The organism is Veillonella sp. (assembly GCF_018381775.1).
Lineage (GTDB): Bacteria > Bacillota > Negativicutes > Veillonellales > Veillonellaceae > Veillonella.
Genome location: NZ_JAGZRH010000001.1, coordinates 248,100 through 264,889 on the forward strand (window position 1 = coordinate 248,100; position 16,790 = coordinate 264,889).

Genomic DNA, 16,790 nt, shown 5'->3' on the forward strand with positions numbered 1-16,790 from the left:
ATAGGGAAGGGAGTTTGTCCATAAGGAAAGGTGATGTTATGTATCGTAATGTGCGCGTTATACCAAAACAGTTATTAGAGCAATTATATGTAGAAAAGCAGTGGAGTGTTCGCGATGTGGCAGACTATTTTCAGTGCAGCGTAGATACTATTATGCGACGTATGAAAGCGTACGATATTGAGCGGCGGCCCCTTAAAAAGGAAATTAATATGGTTCACGTACAGGCCTTGTATGAGACGGGAAAGTGGTCCCTACATTCCTTGGCAAAACGGTATGATGTGTCCATCACGACCATGGCAAGCCGAATGAGAGAATATGGTTTGGCTTGTCAGCAATCGAGTAAGAATGTATCTATTGATCCGGTACGTATTTGTAGAGCTTATAAAAGTGGAAATACTTCGGATTCTATTGCACGCATGTACGGCATATCCCGATGGAAAGTACATCATGTGTTGAGGCATATGGGAATGTGTACAACACCAAAGGTACAAAATCATCGAAAGGTAGAGGAGATGGCTTACTTATATATTCATCATCATATGAGTACAGATGACATAGGTTTAGCCTATGGTATACGAGGATCTACAGTGGCTATTTATTTACGGGAACAAGGCATAGAAATTCGCACCAATACTTTACAGTTAGATGAAAATAACATAAAAAAACTACGAGCAAAAGGGTATGGTGTTGCTAAAATAGCGCAGATGATGGGATGCTCTACTTCTGCGGTGAGAAAGCGACTAGCTATGAAAAAATATATCTCTCCTTGATGTAGTGTAGTAGATACTATATACTTAAATTTATACAATGATGGGAGGAATATTATGTTTGAAATTATCTCTGCTTTAATACCGTTTTTCTTACTTGGCATAGTTGCCGCTGGTTTATCCCGTGTATCTGGGGTGGCTTTATCTATGATTATAGTACCAACTCTATTGATTTGGGGTGCTAATGCCATTGATGTCATCGCTTTTATGTTGCTCTTTGTAGTGTATAACAACTTTACAATGGAGACACAAGACGTTCGTTTAGATTATAAAGAGCTTGTATTATTCCCTAAATGGCGTTTGTGCATTCCCTTTATTTTGACTATTGTTACAGCCTACTTTGCACCGGCTGCGGGCATTGCAGTCTTTATGGCTTGCTTTGTATTAGAACTATTGGCTACAGTATATAAACGCATTCCTGAAAATAAACGGCCTCGTTTACACCGCGTTATCGTTACATCCGTTTTGAGTGCTGTTGTAACGGCTGTAGGTGCTTATGCAGGTCCTAAAATTCCTAGTGAATACTACTTCATCTGTGCTGGTTTAGCAATTTTAGTTATTACAGGCTTTGCATGGTATGTAGGTAACCATCGAGATGCTTTTAGAGGTGCATGGGAAACAATTTGGGCAGACTTTAATCTGTTCTTAGGTATGTTTGGTGTGGAAGCATCTTATTATCCAGCGGCGCTAACTCGTTCTATTCCAAATCCAATGGATCGTATGTTACCAATGATTACAGTAGTAGGTGGTTATGCAGGTCTCATGGTGGTGTTTGGGCTGTATAATATCTTCTCCATACCATCCTTGATTACTGCTATTGGTGCGGCTATCGGTATCCGTCTATTTGGTTTGTACGAGTTTCCACGTCATGGTAGCTTCTCCTACTTGGCTATTGGCTTTGCTGTAGCTGCCGTTGTGTGTTTGTACCTCGTATCTCCAACGCCAGTTGGCTTTGACTATATCAATACTTTGGTATCTCAGCCAATTGGTCAATAATGGTTGGCGTTTGAGTATTAGTCGTTTATAAAATAGATTATATTTGCTAGCAGTGATTTTGTTTATTTGTTATCGCCTGTGACGTATTTCATTTGTTATGGTGAAAGTTGAGTTCATAATAGATTGTGAAAGGAGTTGATACTCAGTGGCAGAAACAATTGAAACGAGACCATTTCCGCCGTTCTTGCCAAAGAATACGACGGTAATGATGATGGGGACATTTCCACCAACTTCCGAAAAGCGATCTATGGAATTTCATTATCCTAACTTTCAAAATGATATGTGGCGCGTGTATGGCTTAGTATTCTTTGACGATAAGGAACACTTTAGAAAAGGGGAGGAAAAAGCCTTTGATCCGGATAAGATTAAAGCATTCTTATCTGAAGCAGGGATTGCTTCTTGTCCTACTGTATTAAAAGCTATACGCGAAAAGGGGAATGCATCAGATGCATTTCTTAAGGTTGTTGAACCTGTACCGTTGGCAGAGGTATTGGACCAAATTCCAGACTGTAAACACATTGGTACCACAGGTGGTAAGGCCACAGAAATTTTGTTGAGCCTTTTACCAGAAAAGGTTAAATTACCTAAAACAGGGGAGACAATTCCTTTTGTGTTTAATGGTCGCGAATTGACGTTAACAAGATTACCATCTACATCTCGTGCGTATCCGTTGAGCCTTGCTAAAAAAGCTGAAGCTTATAAAAACTTCTTTAAGGCGTGTGGATTAAAAACGAAATAATATAGGTAGATATGTAGAGCATATAGATGTATCAGCTATATAGAAAAGTCATTAACTAAATAGTTATAAATAACACCTTTGATGTTATATCGTATCTTTGGGGATACAATATAAATGATCAAAGGTGTTTTTATTATCAAAAATTAATGTGAATTATTAGAATAGAGATGCCTATATTATAATTGATTATACACATCTTGTTATAAATAAAAGTAATGAGGTGTATAACATTTTAATTCTTGATTTCTATAGTGAGAGGTTTATAATTAATCGTTGTCGCAAATGGTTGACAATAGTTTAAGAAAATGGAGTTGATATTATGGATAAGGCTAAAGAGGCCTTATGGACAAGATCCTTTGTCCTTGATACTTTGATTAATTTCTTAGTATTTTTGATTTATTACTTATTAATCGTTATTATTGCAGTAGTGGCAAAGGATAATCTTCATGCTACAGCAAGTCAAGCTGGCTTGGCCGTTGGTATTTATATTATTGGTACCGTTGTTGCTCGGTTGTTGGCGGGACGGTTCATTAGTATCTTGGGCTGTCGTAAGATGTTGTACCTTGGTTTGTTAATTTATTTGGTTTCAACAGCCATGTACTTCTATACACCTAATCTATTGATGCTCGATAGTGTTCGTTTCTTAAATGGTTTTGCATACGGTATTACCTCGACTGCTACAAGTACAATCGTAGCGGCTATTATTCCAATGTCACGCCGTGGTGAAGGGATTAACTACTATGGCTTGTCTACATCTCTTGCTGCTGCAGTAGGCCCATTCTTGGGGATTTTAATGCTACATAGCCTTGGTTATGACTTTATCATCGCATTCTGTGTTGCTCTTATCATCCTTTGTGGTATTGGTTCTGTTCTTATGAAGTTTGAGGAACCTAAGCTCGATATTGAATCTGAAGAACGTAAGGGCATTAGAATTTCCGATTATATTGAACCACGTATGAACTCTATTAGTCTTGTTTCTGTACTAGTAGGTTTTGCATACTCTGGTGTTATCGGCTTTATGGCAGCCTATACAAAAGATTTAAATCTTATCTTAGCAGGCACATTCTTCTTCGTTGTGTATGCTGTAGTTATTACTATAACAAGACCATTACTTGGTATTGTGTTTGATATGAAAGGGGAAAACTTTGTTCTTTACCCTTGCTTCATATCCTTAGCCCTTGGTATTTTCTTATTATCCATCGCTCACTCTACATGGCTTATTCTCTTATCCGCTGTGTTTGTTGGCCTTGGTTACGGTACATTCATGTCAAACGGTCAAGCCGTAACTGTTAAAATTGTGCCGGTTCACCGTATTGGTGTTGCCACATCCACATACTTTATTGCCTTAGATATGGGGTTAGGTTTTGGTCCATACATCTTAGGTGCTATTAAAGAGGTAGTAGGCTATACAAGCATGTTCCATGTTACTGTTGTAGTAGCACTTCTTGCCTTCGTTGCGTACTATTTCTTATATGGTCGTTATGTAGGTACTGAAAAAGATCTTTCTTTGAAAGCTCGCGCTGAAGAAGAACAAATTAGAAATCGTAAACGCAATGGTAAACTTGCGTAGAATATAATCTACTAATGCTAATGAATAGAGTTATTCTAATTCATAGTTTTCTATAATTAAATTAAAAGGACTATACGAAAGATTTCGTATAGTCCTTTTCTCTTATTCATGTATTTAGTGTTTCATGTCCTAGAATACTAGTTTGATACTTAAATACCGGTTAAATGGCATTTAGCAGTATAGGTATGAGTCGTTACATCGCAAGCTATTATTTCTCAATATTTACGATATTTACAATAACTTCTACGGCTTTTTTCATGTCGTCAATACATGCAAACTCATGACGGCCATGTAGATTTTCTACGCCTGTAAAGATATTAGGAGTAGGGATACCCATGAAGGAAATTTTAGAACCGTCTGTACCACCGCGGATAGGGTCACAAATAGGAGTGATACCGGCTTTTTCCATAGCAGCTTTGGCTACGTTAACGCATTCCATATTGTCTTTAATGATATCGTACATGTTGTAATATTGATCTTTTACAGATACTTCACATACTTCACGGCCGTAGATTTCATTTAATGTTTGACCAGCTTGTAAGAAGAATGCTTTTTTCGCTTCGAATAATTCTTTGTCATGGTCGCGGATAATATAGTTCATTTTACCTGTATCTACTTGTGTTTCCATGCTCATGAGCATGAAGAAGCCTTGACGACCACATGTATGTTCAGGAACTGCAGCACCTGGTAATAAAGAATCGAATTGCATTGCTAATTTAGCGCAGTTTATCATAATGCCTTTGGCAGTGCCTGTATGAACAGATACACCTTTGAGGGTTACTGTACCGCCTGCAGCATTGAATGTTTCGTACTCAAGTTGACCAAGGCTTTCACCATCAATAGTATAAGCAAAATCAACAGGAAATTCTTTGACATCAAAGTGATCAGCGCCAGTGCCGATTTCTTCATCTGGACCAAAGGCGCACATGATTTTGCCGTGCTTGATTTCTGGATGAGCTACGAGGTAGGCGAGGGCTTCCATGATTTCGCAGATGCCAGCTTTGTCGTCACCGCCTAGTAGTGTAAGACCATCGGTTACTACCAAGGATTTACCAATATAGTTCTTTAAATTAGGAAAATCTGCACGACGTGTGTAGATTTGATGTTCTTCGTTGAGGCAAATATCGCTACCATCATAGTTTTCTACAATGCGAGGTTTAATATTTTCTGCGTTGTAATCAGCTGTATCCATATGAGCGATAAAGCCAATAGCAGGTGCTTTTTCATCTGTATTAGCATTTAATGTGCCAATAACAAAACCATTTTCACGGTTGTAAATAACTTCATCTAAACCGATTGCTTTTAAATCAGGAACGAGCACATTAGTAGCAAAGTCTACTTGAGTTTGAGTACTTGGAATAGTTGTACTTTCCTCGTTAGACCGTGTATTTATGCTTGTATAGCGTACAAAACGTTCGACCATTGATTCCATAATGAGCCTCCTCGTAAGTAAACATACATGTTATACATATTGGTATAAATACTGTATATAATAAAGGTTCTTAATATACTTTCATTGTAGAACAGAGGGGATGAAAATGCAAAATAAATATTTACGGAAGATGTGATATTTTATTCGCATAATGCATAGAAAACCATTGAACCATATATAGTGCCGTGTTAGTATAAAGGTGAATAGTTATACGTTTGTACATTTTCTGTGAGGAGGTTTTACTATGTCGGACGAAACTCGTTCTATTCCGCCCGTAGAACCCGTATTGGATCCTAAGAAGGATTACGTAGAGATTAACTCATATGTAGTATTCTGGGGCCTATTCTATGCGGCAATTTTCACACTGGCTGTAGGGTATTTATGTTTGAAAATTGGTCAAACAGTAGATGCCTTTGCTCCAGTATCTGTACTTGCCATGGGTACAGCAGTTATTTTGAAACGGCAAAATGCTTTTGCCGAAACGGTTCACATTCAGGCTATCGCTAGTTCTAGTACGAACACATTAGCTGGTGCCATGTTCTTCTTACCGGCTCTATACATTTGGAATGTTACGGATGTAACCTTTGTACAAATGGCGATTCCTATTATCCTTGGTGGCGTACTTGGTGTTCTATTATGCGTTATGTTCCGTCGCTACTTTGTTGAGGAAATGCACTATGTGTATCCGTTCCCAAGCGGTCGTGCTGCTGCTGAAGTGCTAATGAGTAATGAAGGTAGTAAAGCGAAACTCATGCTTGGTTCTGGTCTTATCGCTCTTGTATATGATTTTATTCTTAACAGCCTTGGTTGGTGGGAAGAGGTTATCCGTACTACCGCATTTAAATGGGGCACTGCTTTGGCAGATCAAACTAAATTGAATGCTGCTGTAGATACAGATGCTGCGTTGCTTGGCCTTGGTTACTTTACAGGCTTGCGTTATGCAGCTATTATCGCAGCTGGTTCCTTCTTCTCTTGGTTCGTATGTATTCCAATCGTATACTATTTAGCTCCGGAACATATCATGCAAATCAATGGACATGCAGTTCCACTTGCAGAAGCTCCTATTCGTAAAGTATTCTTAGACTATGTTCGCCATATTGGTATCGGTATGCTTGCTATGGCAGGTATCATCGGATTGCTCAATATGTCTAAGGTAGTAGCTAGTGTTGTTAAAAATGCAGTACTTGATATTTTCAGTTCCAAAACTGTTGATGTTAACTTGCTTCGTACACAACGCGACGTTCCTACATCTTGGATTGGCGCTGGCATCTTATTATGTACAGTTCTATTTGCAGCATATTTCCACTTTATGTATGCTGAAAGCTTCTCCCAAACAATCGTAGCATTCTTAATCGTTCTAATTATGTCCTTCTTATTATCTGTAGTAGGTATCAGCTCCATTGCTTATACAGGTACAGAACCAGTATCTGGTATGACAATCTTCATGATTATCATCTCCGCTGTATGCTTAACAGCTGCAGGTATGACTGGTAAAGTAGGTATGATTGCAGTCCTAATGATGGCTTCCTTCATCGGTACAACCATCGGTATGGCTGGTAACTTCATGTCTGAGCTTAAAGTGGCTCATATGACAGGTGCTACACCTAAGAAAATGGAACAATGGCAAATCGTTGGTACCATTCTTTGTGCCGTACTTTCTGTAGGTGTTATGATCCTCTTGAACGATGCATATGGCTTCGTAGGGGACCATGCATTAAATGCTCCACAAGCGAATGCTATGGCTGCTATCATTGAACCAATGATGACTGGTGGTAGTGCTCAATGGCCACTATACATGGCTGGTGCATTATTCGCTATTATCTTGTGGATGGTAAAAGTTCCACCATTGGCATTTGCACTTGGTACGTACTTGCCAATGGAAATCAACACACCATTACTTATCGGTGGTTTGATTGCATACTTCGTACAAAATAGTACAAAAGATAAAGAGTTGGCAGATCTTCGCTTCTCTAAAGGTAGCACAATTGCATCTGGTCTCGTAGCGGGTGGTGCCATTGGTTCTTTATTCAGTGCTGTACTTCGTATTGCAGGTGTTGATGTATTCGCTCAAGACTGGGTTGAAACACCGGAAGCAACATACCTCAGTATTGTAATGTACTTGTTACTCTGTGTGTTCTTGTACAAAGTGGCTATGTATGTGAAAGCTAAAAAATCTTAATACTGAATAGGATATCCTCTAGAATGTGAGTATATAGCTTACTTCAAATATGTTAGGAATTCTCCACTCTGGGGATGACCGCCTTTACTGAGTTTATATTGCTTAGTAAGGGCGGTCTTTTCATTATCTATTTTAGTATTAAGACTATAGGAGTGAATGATTTTTTCGGTATAGCTAAAAGCTATGTTAATATAATACCTATTAATATAGTTGGATTTATTGACCCTAACTATATCGAATGTTATCATAATATTATAATACCTCTAGAGGTATTATTTTTATTATACTCATACTGTAGGTATAGATAGATTTATTCGTATATAGAAAGAAAGCTTTACAGATTATTGTAACGTTAGAGTAAAATTAATTATGAAATATAAGAAAATAGCAGCTCTTTTAGGGGCTTTTACCATCGCTAGTAGTTTATTTATAGCAGGCTGTGGTAATACAGGTACTAGTCAAAAGACATGGCGCGTTGGTACTGATGCGACCTATGCACCATTTGGTTTTAAAGATAAAGACAGCGGTAAATTAGCTGGTTTTGATGTAGATATTATTAATGCCATTGCACAGGAAGAGGGCGTTGAAGCCGATGTTCAAAACTTGAACTTTGATGCGCTTTTACCAGCACTACAAAGTAATACCATCGATATTGCAATCTCGGATATGACTATTTCCGAGGATCGTGCCAAGTCTGTAGACTTTAGTAAACCATACTATATTGCAGGTAATGGCCTCGTTGTAAATATCGATAACACGAATATCAATAGTTTTAAGGACTTAGAAGGAAAGCGTATCGGTGTATCTATCGGATCTACTGGTGCGGAAATTGCTAGTAAGATTCCTAATGCCGATGTGCGCCAATTTAATCTCATCGTCGATGCATTCTTAGAATTGCAAAATAGAGGTGTAGATGTAGTTATTAACGATACACCAGTAAACGAATATTATGTTAACAGCAAGGGCAAAGGTATCGCAAAGGTTACTGGAGAGGACTATGATGCGGCACCGCTTGGTATTGCTGTGAAGAAAGGCAATACGGAGCTTCTTAATAAAGTTAACGATGGCTTGGCTAAGATTAAAGCCAATGGCAAATATGCGGAGATTTATAAAAAATGGTTTGGTAAAGAGCCACCAACAGAGGATTTAAAATAGTTTGTAGATAGAACCTAAACGTATTATTTGTTATAATACGTTTAGTAAACCTCAAAAGGTATGAGGTAGTATAGAATGGGTGATATGATGGCTAAACGACGTGCATTTTTGGATATAATTAAAGAGAAGGGCGCCCTCGTTTTAGATGGTGGGTTAGGATCAGAGTTAGAGCGTTACGGCTGTAATCTTCAGCATAAATTATGGTCTGCTAAGATTCTTATGGACCAACCGGATATCATCAAAAAAATACATATCTCGTACTTGGCGGCTGGGGCAGATATCATTCAAAGTTCTGGATATCAAGCAACAGTAGCTGGCTTTAAAGGATTAGGTTATGGTACGGAAGAGGCTATAGAGCTCGTTAAATTATCCGTTCGTTTAGCGGTACAAGCTCGCAATGAGTTTTTAGAGGCTAAGGCGACTGGAGCACTTACATTGCGGGGGATTACACTTGGTGAAGAGACTCCAGATGGGGTTAGATATTTTTCTGAAGGCGCATTGCCTAAACCATTAGTGGCGGCTTCTGTAGGGCCATATGGTGCATTTTTGGCGGATGGTTCTGAGTACCGTGGATATCCTGGTGTACAAACTGAATATCTTGAGGTATTCCATATTCCTCGGCTAGCCTTATTCTGTGAAGAAAATCCTGATATATTATCTTTTGAAACAATACCATCTTATGATGAAGCCATTGCTATTGCTCGAGCTATGTCTGATCCATATACATCAAGAGGGATTCCTGGTTGGATTGCTTTCTCTTGTAAGGATGAACATCATGTTTCTAGTGGTGAAACCATCATTAAATGTGCAGAAATGATTGACAAGGTTAGACCTATAACTGGTATTGGCATCAATTGTACGAAACCAGAGTATGTAGAGTCCTTGATCAAGGATATTCGTACTGTTACGGATAAACCAATTGCTGTATACCCTAATCTTGGTGAAAGCTATGATAGTGAAACTAAGACTTGGTATGGCGACCCAGCATCATTCGTAGATTATGTTGATGTATGGCGTAATGCTGGGGCAGATATCATAGGTGGTTGTTGTAGAACAACACCTGAAATTATTAGAGATATAGCTAGAAAAATTCATAAATAGTAATATAAACTAATGATATAAACATAAAAGGCTATCGATGTTAAGTCGATAGCCTTTTTCTATTAGCTGATGTTTTATTGGTTTTATATAATAAAAAAGCAGTGCATAAGCACTGCTTTTACTATGGCGGAGAGACAGGGATTTGAACCCTGGGTACGGGATAACCGCACACATGATTTCCAATCATGCTCCTTCAGCCGCTCGGACACCTCTCCATGTATTCTGTTGTCTAACAGGTACTTGTATAGTATATGAAAAAGTTAGATTTATGTCAAGCAAAAAATAGTGAAAATCTTAGACTTTCATAAGACTTTTAAAGTATAAGAAAAAGCCGCCTTTTCAGGCGGCTTTTAGTGTTAGTATTATAATACTTCTTTGATTTCAGCTGCATCGATGGATGCTTTGATATCGTCTGCCATTTTTTCGATTTTTGGAAGATCTTCTGGTTTTAAAGAGGATTTGATATCAAGTGGTTCGGATATGATTTCAATGTCTTTGAAGTCGTTTTCAAAGTGAGCAACCATTGTTTTCATTGCAGCAGATGCCCAAGAGTGGTTACCAATGATGGATACCTTATGGTTTTGGAAGTTAAGTGCTTTTAATTCATGAATGAAGTTTTCCATAGTAAGGTATAGGTTCAAATTGTATGTAGGTGCAATTGTTACCAAGTTAGTGTATTTCCAAGCATCAGCGATAATGTAGGAAGCGTTAGTTTTGGAAACATCATAGATTTTAATATCTGTTACGCCGCGTTTAGACAATTGTTTTGCCAATTGTTGTGCAATAGCACGAGTGTTACCGTACATAGAACCGAAGGCAATAACAACACCTTTTTTACAAGCTGTGTAGCTGGACCAGTGCAAGTATTTGCGCAAGATATAATCGATAGTTTCAGGTGTACGCCAGATAGGACCATGTAGTGGAGCAATGCGTTTGATGTCAAGACCAGAAACTTTACGAATCGCATTTTGTACTTGAGGACCGTATTTACCAACTATATTTGTGTAGTAACGACGAGCTTCATCTTCGTATGTAGCAACGTAATCAGTTTGGTCTGCAAAGATGTTACCGTTAACTGTACCGAATGTACCGAAAGCATCTGCAGAGAATAATGTACCAGTAGATTTTTCATATGTACAAGTTACTTCTGGCCAGTGAACCATAGGCATAGTGTAGGAAACAAGTGTATGTTTACCTAAGCAAATTTCGTCGCCTTCTTTTACAGTGTAGTATTGGTCAGGTTTTGGAGAATTGTAGAATTGCTCGAACATGCGGAATGTTGTAGCATTACCAACCATTTTACAGTTTGGATAGCGTTCCAATGTTTCCAATAATGTTTGGCAATGGTCTGGTTCCATATGATTTACGATGATGTAATCAAGGTCGCGACCATTTAATAGATGAGTCAAGTTATCAAAGTATTCTTCGCGAATTTCCGCATCTACAGAGTCAACAACACAAGTTTTTTCATCATCGATGAAATAGCTGTTATAGCTAACACCATTTGGAATAGGGAATAAGTTTTCAAAACGTTCTGTAGTCCAGTCATTACTACCAATCCAGTAGATATTATGGGTCATTTTCTGAGCACAATGCATAATAAAATCCTTTCTTAACTCACTTACGTATATATGTATCGATTTAAATGAAATTATTTTTGTAAATATGTCATCAACTTATAATACTAATATTTACGAAAAAAATCAATATGGAAAAGCCTACTCCTAGGAGTAGGCTTTCACATATAAGATTGGTAACTAATTACTTGAAGTATTTTACACCAGATGTAAAGATTGGCATTTCTAATTGGCCAGGAATGTTTTGGCTAATACCAGCACCACAGCGTTCGGAGTGGGCCATTTTACCAAATACGCGACCATCAGGACTATAAATACCTTCAATAGCAGCTACAGATTGGTTAGGATTGAAGCGGCTATCCATGGATGCAATACCATCAAAGTCTACATATTGTGTAGCAATTTGACCAGTTTTATTAAACTCTAACACTTGTTGAGGGGATGCAATGAAGCGACCTTCACCGTGAGAGATAGGTACAGTATAAATTTCACCAGCTTTAGCATCACACATCCAAGGGGATTTAGTGGAGATTACCTTTGTATTGACCATGCGAGACAAGTGACGACCAATTGTATTGTACGTCAATGTAGGGTGATCTGCAGTTAACGTTTCAATGTGCCCCCCAGGCAATAAGCCTAATTTGATAAGAGCTTGGAAACCATTACAAATACCAAGTACAAGGCCATCTTGTTTGTACAAGAGGTTTTCTAAACATTCTGCAAGATATGGATTGCGGAATAGGGTAGCCATAAATTTGCCAGAACCATCTGGTTCATCGCCAGCACTGAATCCACCAGGGAACATAAGAATTTGAGATTCTGCTAATTTAGCTTTGATTACGTCGATAGATTCTTTTAATTGTTCTGGTGTTTGGTTTCGAATTACTACAATATCAGTTTCGGCCCCAGCTCGTTCGAAGGCACGAGCCGCATCAAACTCGCAGTTTGTACCAGGGAATACGGGAATGAGAACTTTAGGTTTAGCACCTAAGTATGTACTGCGAGGTTTAGCGTGTTGATCATGGATGTACGCTACTGCTTCTCCAGAACCATTTGGCGCATGCATAGGGAATATATCGTTGAGTGGAGCTTCATAAGTTGCTTGGATCTCCTTGAGTGATATGGATTGATCCGCCCATTCAATAACTGGATTTGCTTGTGTTACACCGATTACTTTTAAACCTGGTAACTCTAAGAGATAGTTAACAGCTTTAATATCTACCTCTACGATAAATGCACCAAGAGCTGGTTGGAAGATAGCACGTTCAGCATATTTATCGAATTTAACACCGATGTTGTTGCCAAGAGCCATTTTAGTAACTGCTTCAGGGATGCCTCCTTGGTCAACTACATAAGCGGAGTAAACGCGACCTTTTTCAATTTGTTCTTGTAAAACTTCACAGTTTTCCTTGAAATGATCCCAATCTGGAGTGTCATCGTATGTACGAGGTACATCAAAGAATACTAAACGATGATCTACACCTTTAAGGTCTTGGCTTACGATATTATCTACGTGAGCAGTACCAACTGCAAAGGATACGAGCGTAGGAGGAACTGTAAGGTCCATAAAGGTACCGCTCATAGAATCTTTACCGCCAATAGCACCGATTTCAAGTTCTTTTTGAGCTTTATATGCACCGAGAAGGGCTGCTACAGGTTTACCCCAAGATTCTTTAGAATTGAGGCGTTCAAAATATTCTTGTAATGTTAAGTATGCATCTTCATGACGACCGCCAAGAGCTACTAGTTTAGCTACAGATAAAAGAACTGCATATTGTGCGCCATGGTATGGGCTCCAAGCAGATAATTCTGGTACGAAGCCATGTGTCATGATGCTCGCAGTTGTAGTTTCACCGTTTAGAACAGGTAATTTTGCTACCATGCCTTGAGTCGGTGTTTTTTGGAATTTACCACCAAATGGCATGAGTACCGTATTAGCACCTACAGTGCTGTCAAAGCGTTCTGCTAAGCCTTGTTGGGAAGCAGCATTTAAATCGGATACAGCAGCGAGCCATTTTTCTTTGAAGTTGTCTGCACTAGAAGAACCACGTAAGAAGTAAGAACGATCAGCTGGAGCTTTTACAATAACCTCTTGTTGTTGGCTAGCGCCGTTTGTATTTAAGAAGTCACGGCTAATGTCGACGATTGTTTCGCCATTCCAGTTCATGATTAGACGATTTGTATCGGTTACATCTGCTACAACTGTACATTCTAAGTTTTCTTCGTCGCAGTAGGCTTTGAATGCATCTACATCAGAAGCGGAGATAACGCAGGCCATACGTTCTTGAGATTCTGAAATTGCCAATTCTGTACCGTCGAGGCCAGCATATTTTTTAGGCACTAAATCGAGGTTGATTGTTACGCCATCTGTTAATTCACCGATAGCAACGGATACACCGCCTGCACCAAAGTCATTACAACGTTTGATAAGTGTAGTCACTTCACCGCGACGGAAGAGGCGTTGAATTTTACGTTCAGTAAGGGCATTGCCTTTTTGAACCTCTGCACCACATGTGGATAGAGATTCTACGGTATGTTCTTTAGAGGAACCTGTAGCACCACCACAGCCATCGCGACCAGTTTTACCGCCAAGTAATACTACAACATCGCCTGGAACTGGTTCTTCGCGGCGTACTTGATTGCGTGGAGCTGCACCGATAACAGCGCCGATTTCCATGCGTTTTGCTACGTAGCCAGGATGGTAATATTCTTTTACTTCACCTGTAGCAAGACCGATTTGGTTGCCGTAAGAGGAATAGCCACGAGCTGCTTCTTGCGTAATTTTCTTTTGTGGTAATTTACCTTCTAATGTATCTTCAAGGCTCGTATGTGGATCGCCAGAGCCGGTGATGCGCATTGCTTGGTATACATAGGCGCGGCCGCTCAATGGATCGCGGATACAACCGCCTAAGCAGGTAGCAGCACCACCGAATGGTTCGATTTCAGTAGGGTGGTTATGGGTTTCATTTTTGAATAATAACAACCATTCTTCAGTTTTTCCGTCTACATCGACAGGAACGATGATAGTACATGCATTGATTTCATCGGATTCATCAAGATTTGTTAAACCACCAGCATGGCGCAATTCTTTTACGGCTAGTGTAGCCATGTCCATGAGGGAACGCGCTTTTTTCTTAGTTGTATAGAGCTCAGCACGACCTTCCATGTATTCTTCGAGGGCTTCTTCAATAGGGCCTGTGAAGCGACTTGCTTCGATAGAGATATCCGTTAACTCTGTCATAAATGTGGTATGACGGCAGTGGTCGGACCAATATGTATCGAAGAGGCGAATTTCTGTAATCGTAGGATCTCGGTGTTCTACCTCTGCATATTGTTGTCTAATCATTTGAAGGTCCGCTAATGTCATAGCGAGGCCATAATTTTTGATGAGTCCTTCTAACTCATCATCGCTCATTGTCGTAAAGCCATCGATTGTTGCAACTGGTTTTGGCTCCTCTAAATCAAGTGCCAAGGTATTAGGCAATTCAAGGCTTGCTTCACGGGAATCAACAGGATTAATGTAGTATGCTTTAATGGCATCTTCTTGTTCTTTTGTGAAAGTGCCTTCGATAGCGAATACGCGAGCACATCGAACGATGTGACCAGAGGTGAGGGTGAGCATGGAAATACACTGCTCTGCGCTGTCGGCGCGTTGATCGTATTGACCTGGTACATATTCAACAGCGAATACGAAACCTTTTACAGCTGGAATTTCTTCTAATACTGTATCCACAGGAGGTTCGGAGAAAATTAAATTTTTTGCAGATTCTAAATCTTTGGCATCTAAATTTTCAATATCATACCGCTCATAAATGGTAACACCTGTTACAGGTATAGATAACTCCTGTTGTAAGGTGTGTAACATGCGTTGTGCTTCTTGGTTGAAAGATTCTCGTTTTGTTACGAATAATCGTTGTATAGCCATTGTAGCCTCCTGTAATGTATATAATTCCCTATGGGATATTGACAAATTAAGTATAGTCGGTCTAGACTTATAAGTAAAGATAATCTTACTTATGAAAAGATTAGAAATACTAATAAATATGAAAAATTCATGAAGGTCATAAGACCTAATATTCATGAAGTTTTCTACATATTCATTATATATTGAGAGTTCATCGTTATAATATAATAAATGATATGTATATTTAAAAGTAAGACGTTACTATTAGTATATAACAGAGGTGAATAAAATGGCAGTATCTGCAGATTTATATAGAACCTTTTTAGGGGTAGGCTTATATTTATCCTTTTCTCGTGCCGCTAAAGAACTAGGCGTATCTCAATCCGCCATCAGCCAAAGCATTAAACAATTAGAAGGGGAACTCAATATGCCTCTTTTCGTGCGCACTACTAAATCTGTAGGGTTCACGCCAGAAGGTAAAGAATTGTTTGATACCGTGGCTAAAGCGTTCTCCATCCTTGATAATGGGGTAACTCAATTACAAGAACGTGTTAGCCAAGCTTATGAAAGTTTAAATCTTGCTGCTACAGATACATTATGTCGCCATTTCTTATTACCATATTTCCATAAATGGCAATTACAAGAAAGTGAAATCGGATTGCATATCATTAATCGTCCATCCCCTGATTGCGTAGAGTTGGTACTCAATAAAGAGGCTCAGTTAGCGGTGGTTAATGATTATGAAGGCTTGCGAGATAATCCACAATTAGAAGTAACTACGCTTGCTACGATTCAAGATGTCTTCGTTGGAGGACCTGACTATAAAGGGGCAGGGTTCTTTGATCAAGGTCGTCTGCTTAACGAGCCTATCTTGTTATTACATAAGGGATCTGCCAGTCGTACTTTCTTCGATGAAGTTACACATGGTGCATGTCGTAAACCTCGTTTTGAACTTGGTAGCGTCGATGTATTGCTCGATCTTGTAGAAATTAATATGGGCATTTCCATGTTGCCTAACCATGTAGTGCAACAAAAGATGCAAGAAGGCTCCATCGTGCGTATCGATACAGATATTCCTGTACCGACCCGTGATATTGTACTTGTCCGTTCTCGTTTAGTACCTCAATCTGAAGGGGCTGCGCGCTTCACATCCATGCTTCTTAATCGTGAAAGCACTCGTGATAAGGTCTTATAATCATGAGACACACTTTTTGAGAAATTTCAGAAAGTGTGTCTTTTTATATTTTAGACTACTCTTATCTGTGCTATATTATATTGATATAAAATACAGGCTATAAAATGCCATGTTTAATAGGGTTTGTTATTAAAACGGCAGAAATTCGTCAAAAATAATTAGCCGAAAATATCGG

The 16,790-nt window shown here is 39.0% G+C and carries 11 protein-coding genes and 1 tRNA gene; 8 read left to right on the plus strand and 4 right to left on the minus strand.

What is annotated here, in order from left to right; translation table 11 throughout:
* Positions 1–38 precede the first annotated feature (38 nt).
* The 4 genes from KH109_RS01165 (at position 39) to KH109_RS01180 (ending at position 4,072) form a co-directional block, all read left to right on the plus strand.
* Positions 39–770 carry a sortase gene (locus tag KH109_RS01165; protein ID WP_295214881.1) on the plus strand — a complete coding sequence of 244 codons (732 nt, stop codon included), beginning with the start codon at positions 39–41 and terminating at the stop codon, positions 768–770.
* 54 nt (positions 771–824) lie between these two features.
* The gene (locus tag KH109_RS01170; protein WP_295214884.1) at positions 825–1,763 is read left to right on the plus strand and encodes a hypothetical protein; all 939 of its coding nucleotides are present in this window, start codon (positions 825–827) and stop codon (positions 1,761–1,763) included.
* Between the two features lie 145 nt (positions 1,764–1,908).
* Complete coding sequence (locus KH109_RS01175) at positions 1,909–2,502, plus strand: DNA glycosylase (protein ID WP_295214887.1); 594 nt, start codon at positions 1,909–1,911, stop codon at positions 2,500–2,502.
* A gap of 319 nt (positions 2,503–2,821) precedes the next feature.
* Positions 2,822–4,072, plus strand: a complete 1,251-nt coding sequence (locus tag KH109_RS01180) for an MFS transporter (RefSeq protein WP_005387831.1) — start codon at positions 2,822–2,824, stop codon at positions 4,070–4,072.
* A gap of 208 nt (positions 4,073–4,280) precedes the next feature.
* Here the strand turns inward: KH109_RS01180 and pepT are convergent, their stop codons facing one another.
* Positions 4,281–5,504: a peptidase T gene (pepT, locus tag KH109_RS01185; protein ID WP_295214892.1), complete on the minus strand. Its 1,224-nt coding sequence runs from the start codon at positions 5,502–5,504 to the stop codon at positions 4,281–4,283.
* Between the two features lie 244 nt (positions 5,505–5,748).
* Between pepT and KH109_RS01190 the strand changes: the two genes are divergently transcribed.
* The 3 genes from KH109_RS01190 to mmuM all read left to right on the plus strand — a co-directional run bounded on the left by KH109_RS01190 (position 5,749) and on the right by mmuM (position 9,939).
* Positions 5,749–7,683, plus strand: a complete 1,935-nt coding sequence (locus tag KH109_RS01190; protein WP_295214894.1) for an oligopeptide transporter, OPT family — start codon at positions 5,749–5,751, stop codon at positions 7,681–7,683.
* A 369-nt stretch (positions 7,684–8,052) separates the two neighbouring features.
* Positions 8,053–8,838: a basic amino acid ABC transporter substrate-binding protein gene (locus KH109_RS01195; RefSeq protein WP_295214897.1), complete on the plus strand. Its 786-nt coding sequence runs from the start codon at positions 8,053–8,055 to the stop codon at positions 8,836–8,838.
* Between the two features lie 87 nt (positions 8,839–8,925).
* A complete protein-coding gene (gene mmuM / locus KH109_RS01200) occupies positions 8,926–9,939 on the plus strand; it encodes a homocysteine S-methyltransferase (RefSeq protein ID WP_363158342.1) in 1,014 nt (337 codons plus the stop codon).
* 124 nt (positions 9,940–10,063) lie between these two features.
* Here the strand turns inward: mmuM and KH109_RS01205 are convergent.
* The 3 genes from KH109_RS01205 to KH109_RS01215 form a co-directional block, all read right to left on the minus strand.
* A tRNA-Ser gene (locus KH109_RS01205) sits at positions 10,064–10,154 on the minus strand.
* Positions 10,155–10,301: 147 nt separating this feature from the next.
* Positions 10,302–11,537 carry an FprA family A-type flavoprotein gene (locus tag KH109_RS01210; RefSeq protein ID WP_227283589.1) on the minus strand — a complete coding sequence of 412 codons (1,236 nt, stop codon included), beginning with the start codon at positions 11,535–11,537 and terminating at the stop codon, positions 10,302–10,304.
* A gap of 163 nt (positions 11,538–11,700) precedes the next feature.
* The gene (locus KH109_RS01215; RefSeq protein WP_295214904.1) at positions 11,701–15,441 is read right to left on the minus strand and encodes a phosphoribosylformylglycinamidine synthase; all 3,741 of its coding nucleotides are present in this window, start codon (positions 15,439–15,441) and stop codon (positions 11,701–11,703) included.
* Between the two features lie 268 nt (positions 15,442–15,709).
* On the opposite strand from KH109_RS01215, the gene KH109_RS01220 reads away from it, so the two are divergent.
* Entirely contained in the window at positions 15,710–16,615 is a 906-nt protein-coding gene (locus KH109_RS01220; RefSeq protein ID WP_295214907.1) for a LysR family transcriptional regulator, read from the plus strand.
* The last annotated feature ends 175 nt before the right edge of the window (positions 16,616–16,790 follow it).

Bases quoted from the DNA above. Each gene is read 5' to 3' on its own strand.
- KH109_RS01170 (WP_295214884.1), top strand. From the start codon at position 825: ATGTTTGAAATTATCTCTGCTTTAATACCGTTTTTCTTACTTGGCATA.
- pepT (WP_295214892.1), bottom strand. From the start codon at position 5,504: ATGGAATCAATGGTCGAACGTTTTGTACGCTATACAAGCATAAATACA.
- KH109_RS01215 (WP_295214904.1), bottom strand. From the start codon at position 15,441: ATGGCTATACAACGATTATTCGTAACAAAACGAGAATCTTTCAACCAA.
- KH109_RS01210 (WP_227283589.1), bottom strand. From the start codon at position 11,537: ATGCATTGTGCTCAGAAAATGACCCATAATATCTACTGGATTGGTAGT.
- KH109_RS01195 (WP_295214897.1), top strand. From the start codon at position 8,053: ATGAAATATAAGAAAATAGCAGCTCTTTTAGGGGCTTTTACCATCGCT.
- KH109_RS01180 (WP_005387831.1), top strand. From the start codon at position 2,822: ATGGATAAGGCTAAAGAGGCCTTATGGACAAGATCCTTTGTCCTTGAT.
- mmuM (WP_363158342.1), top strand. From the start codon at position 8,926: ATGGCTAAACGACGTGCATTTTTGGATATAATTAAAGAGAAGGGCGCC.
- KH109_RS01220 (WP_295214907.1), top strand. From the start codon at position 15,710: ATGGCAGTATCTGCAGATTTATATAGAACCTTTTTAGGGGTAGGCTTA.
- KH109_RS01165 (WP_295214881.1), top strand. From the start codon at position 39: ATGTATCGTAATGTGCGCGTTATACCAAAACAGTTATTAGAGCAATTA.
- KH109_RS01190 (WP_295214894.1), top strand. From the start codon at position 5,749: ATGTCGGACGAAACTCGTTCTATTCCGCCCGTAGAACCCGTATTGGAT.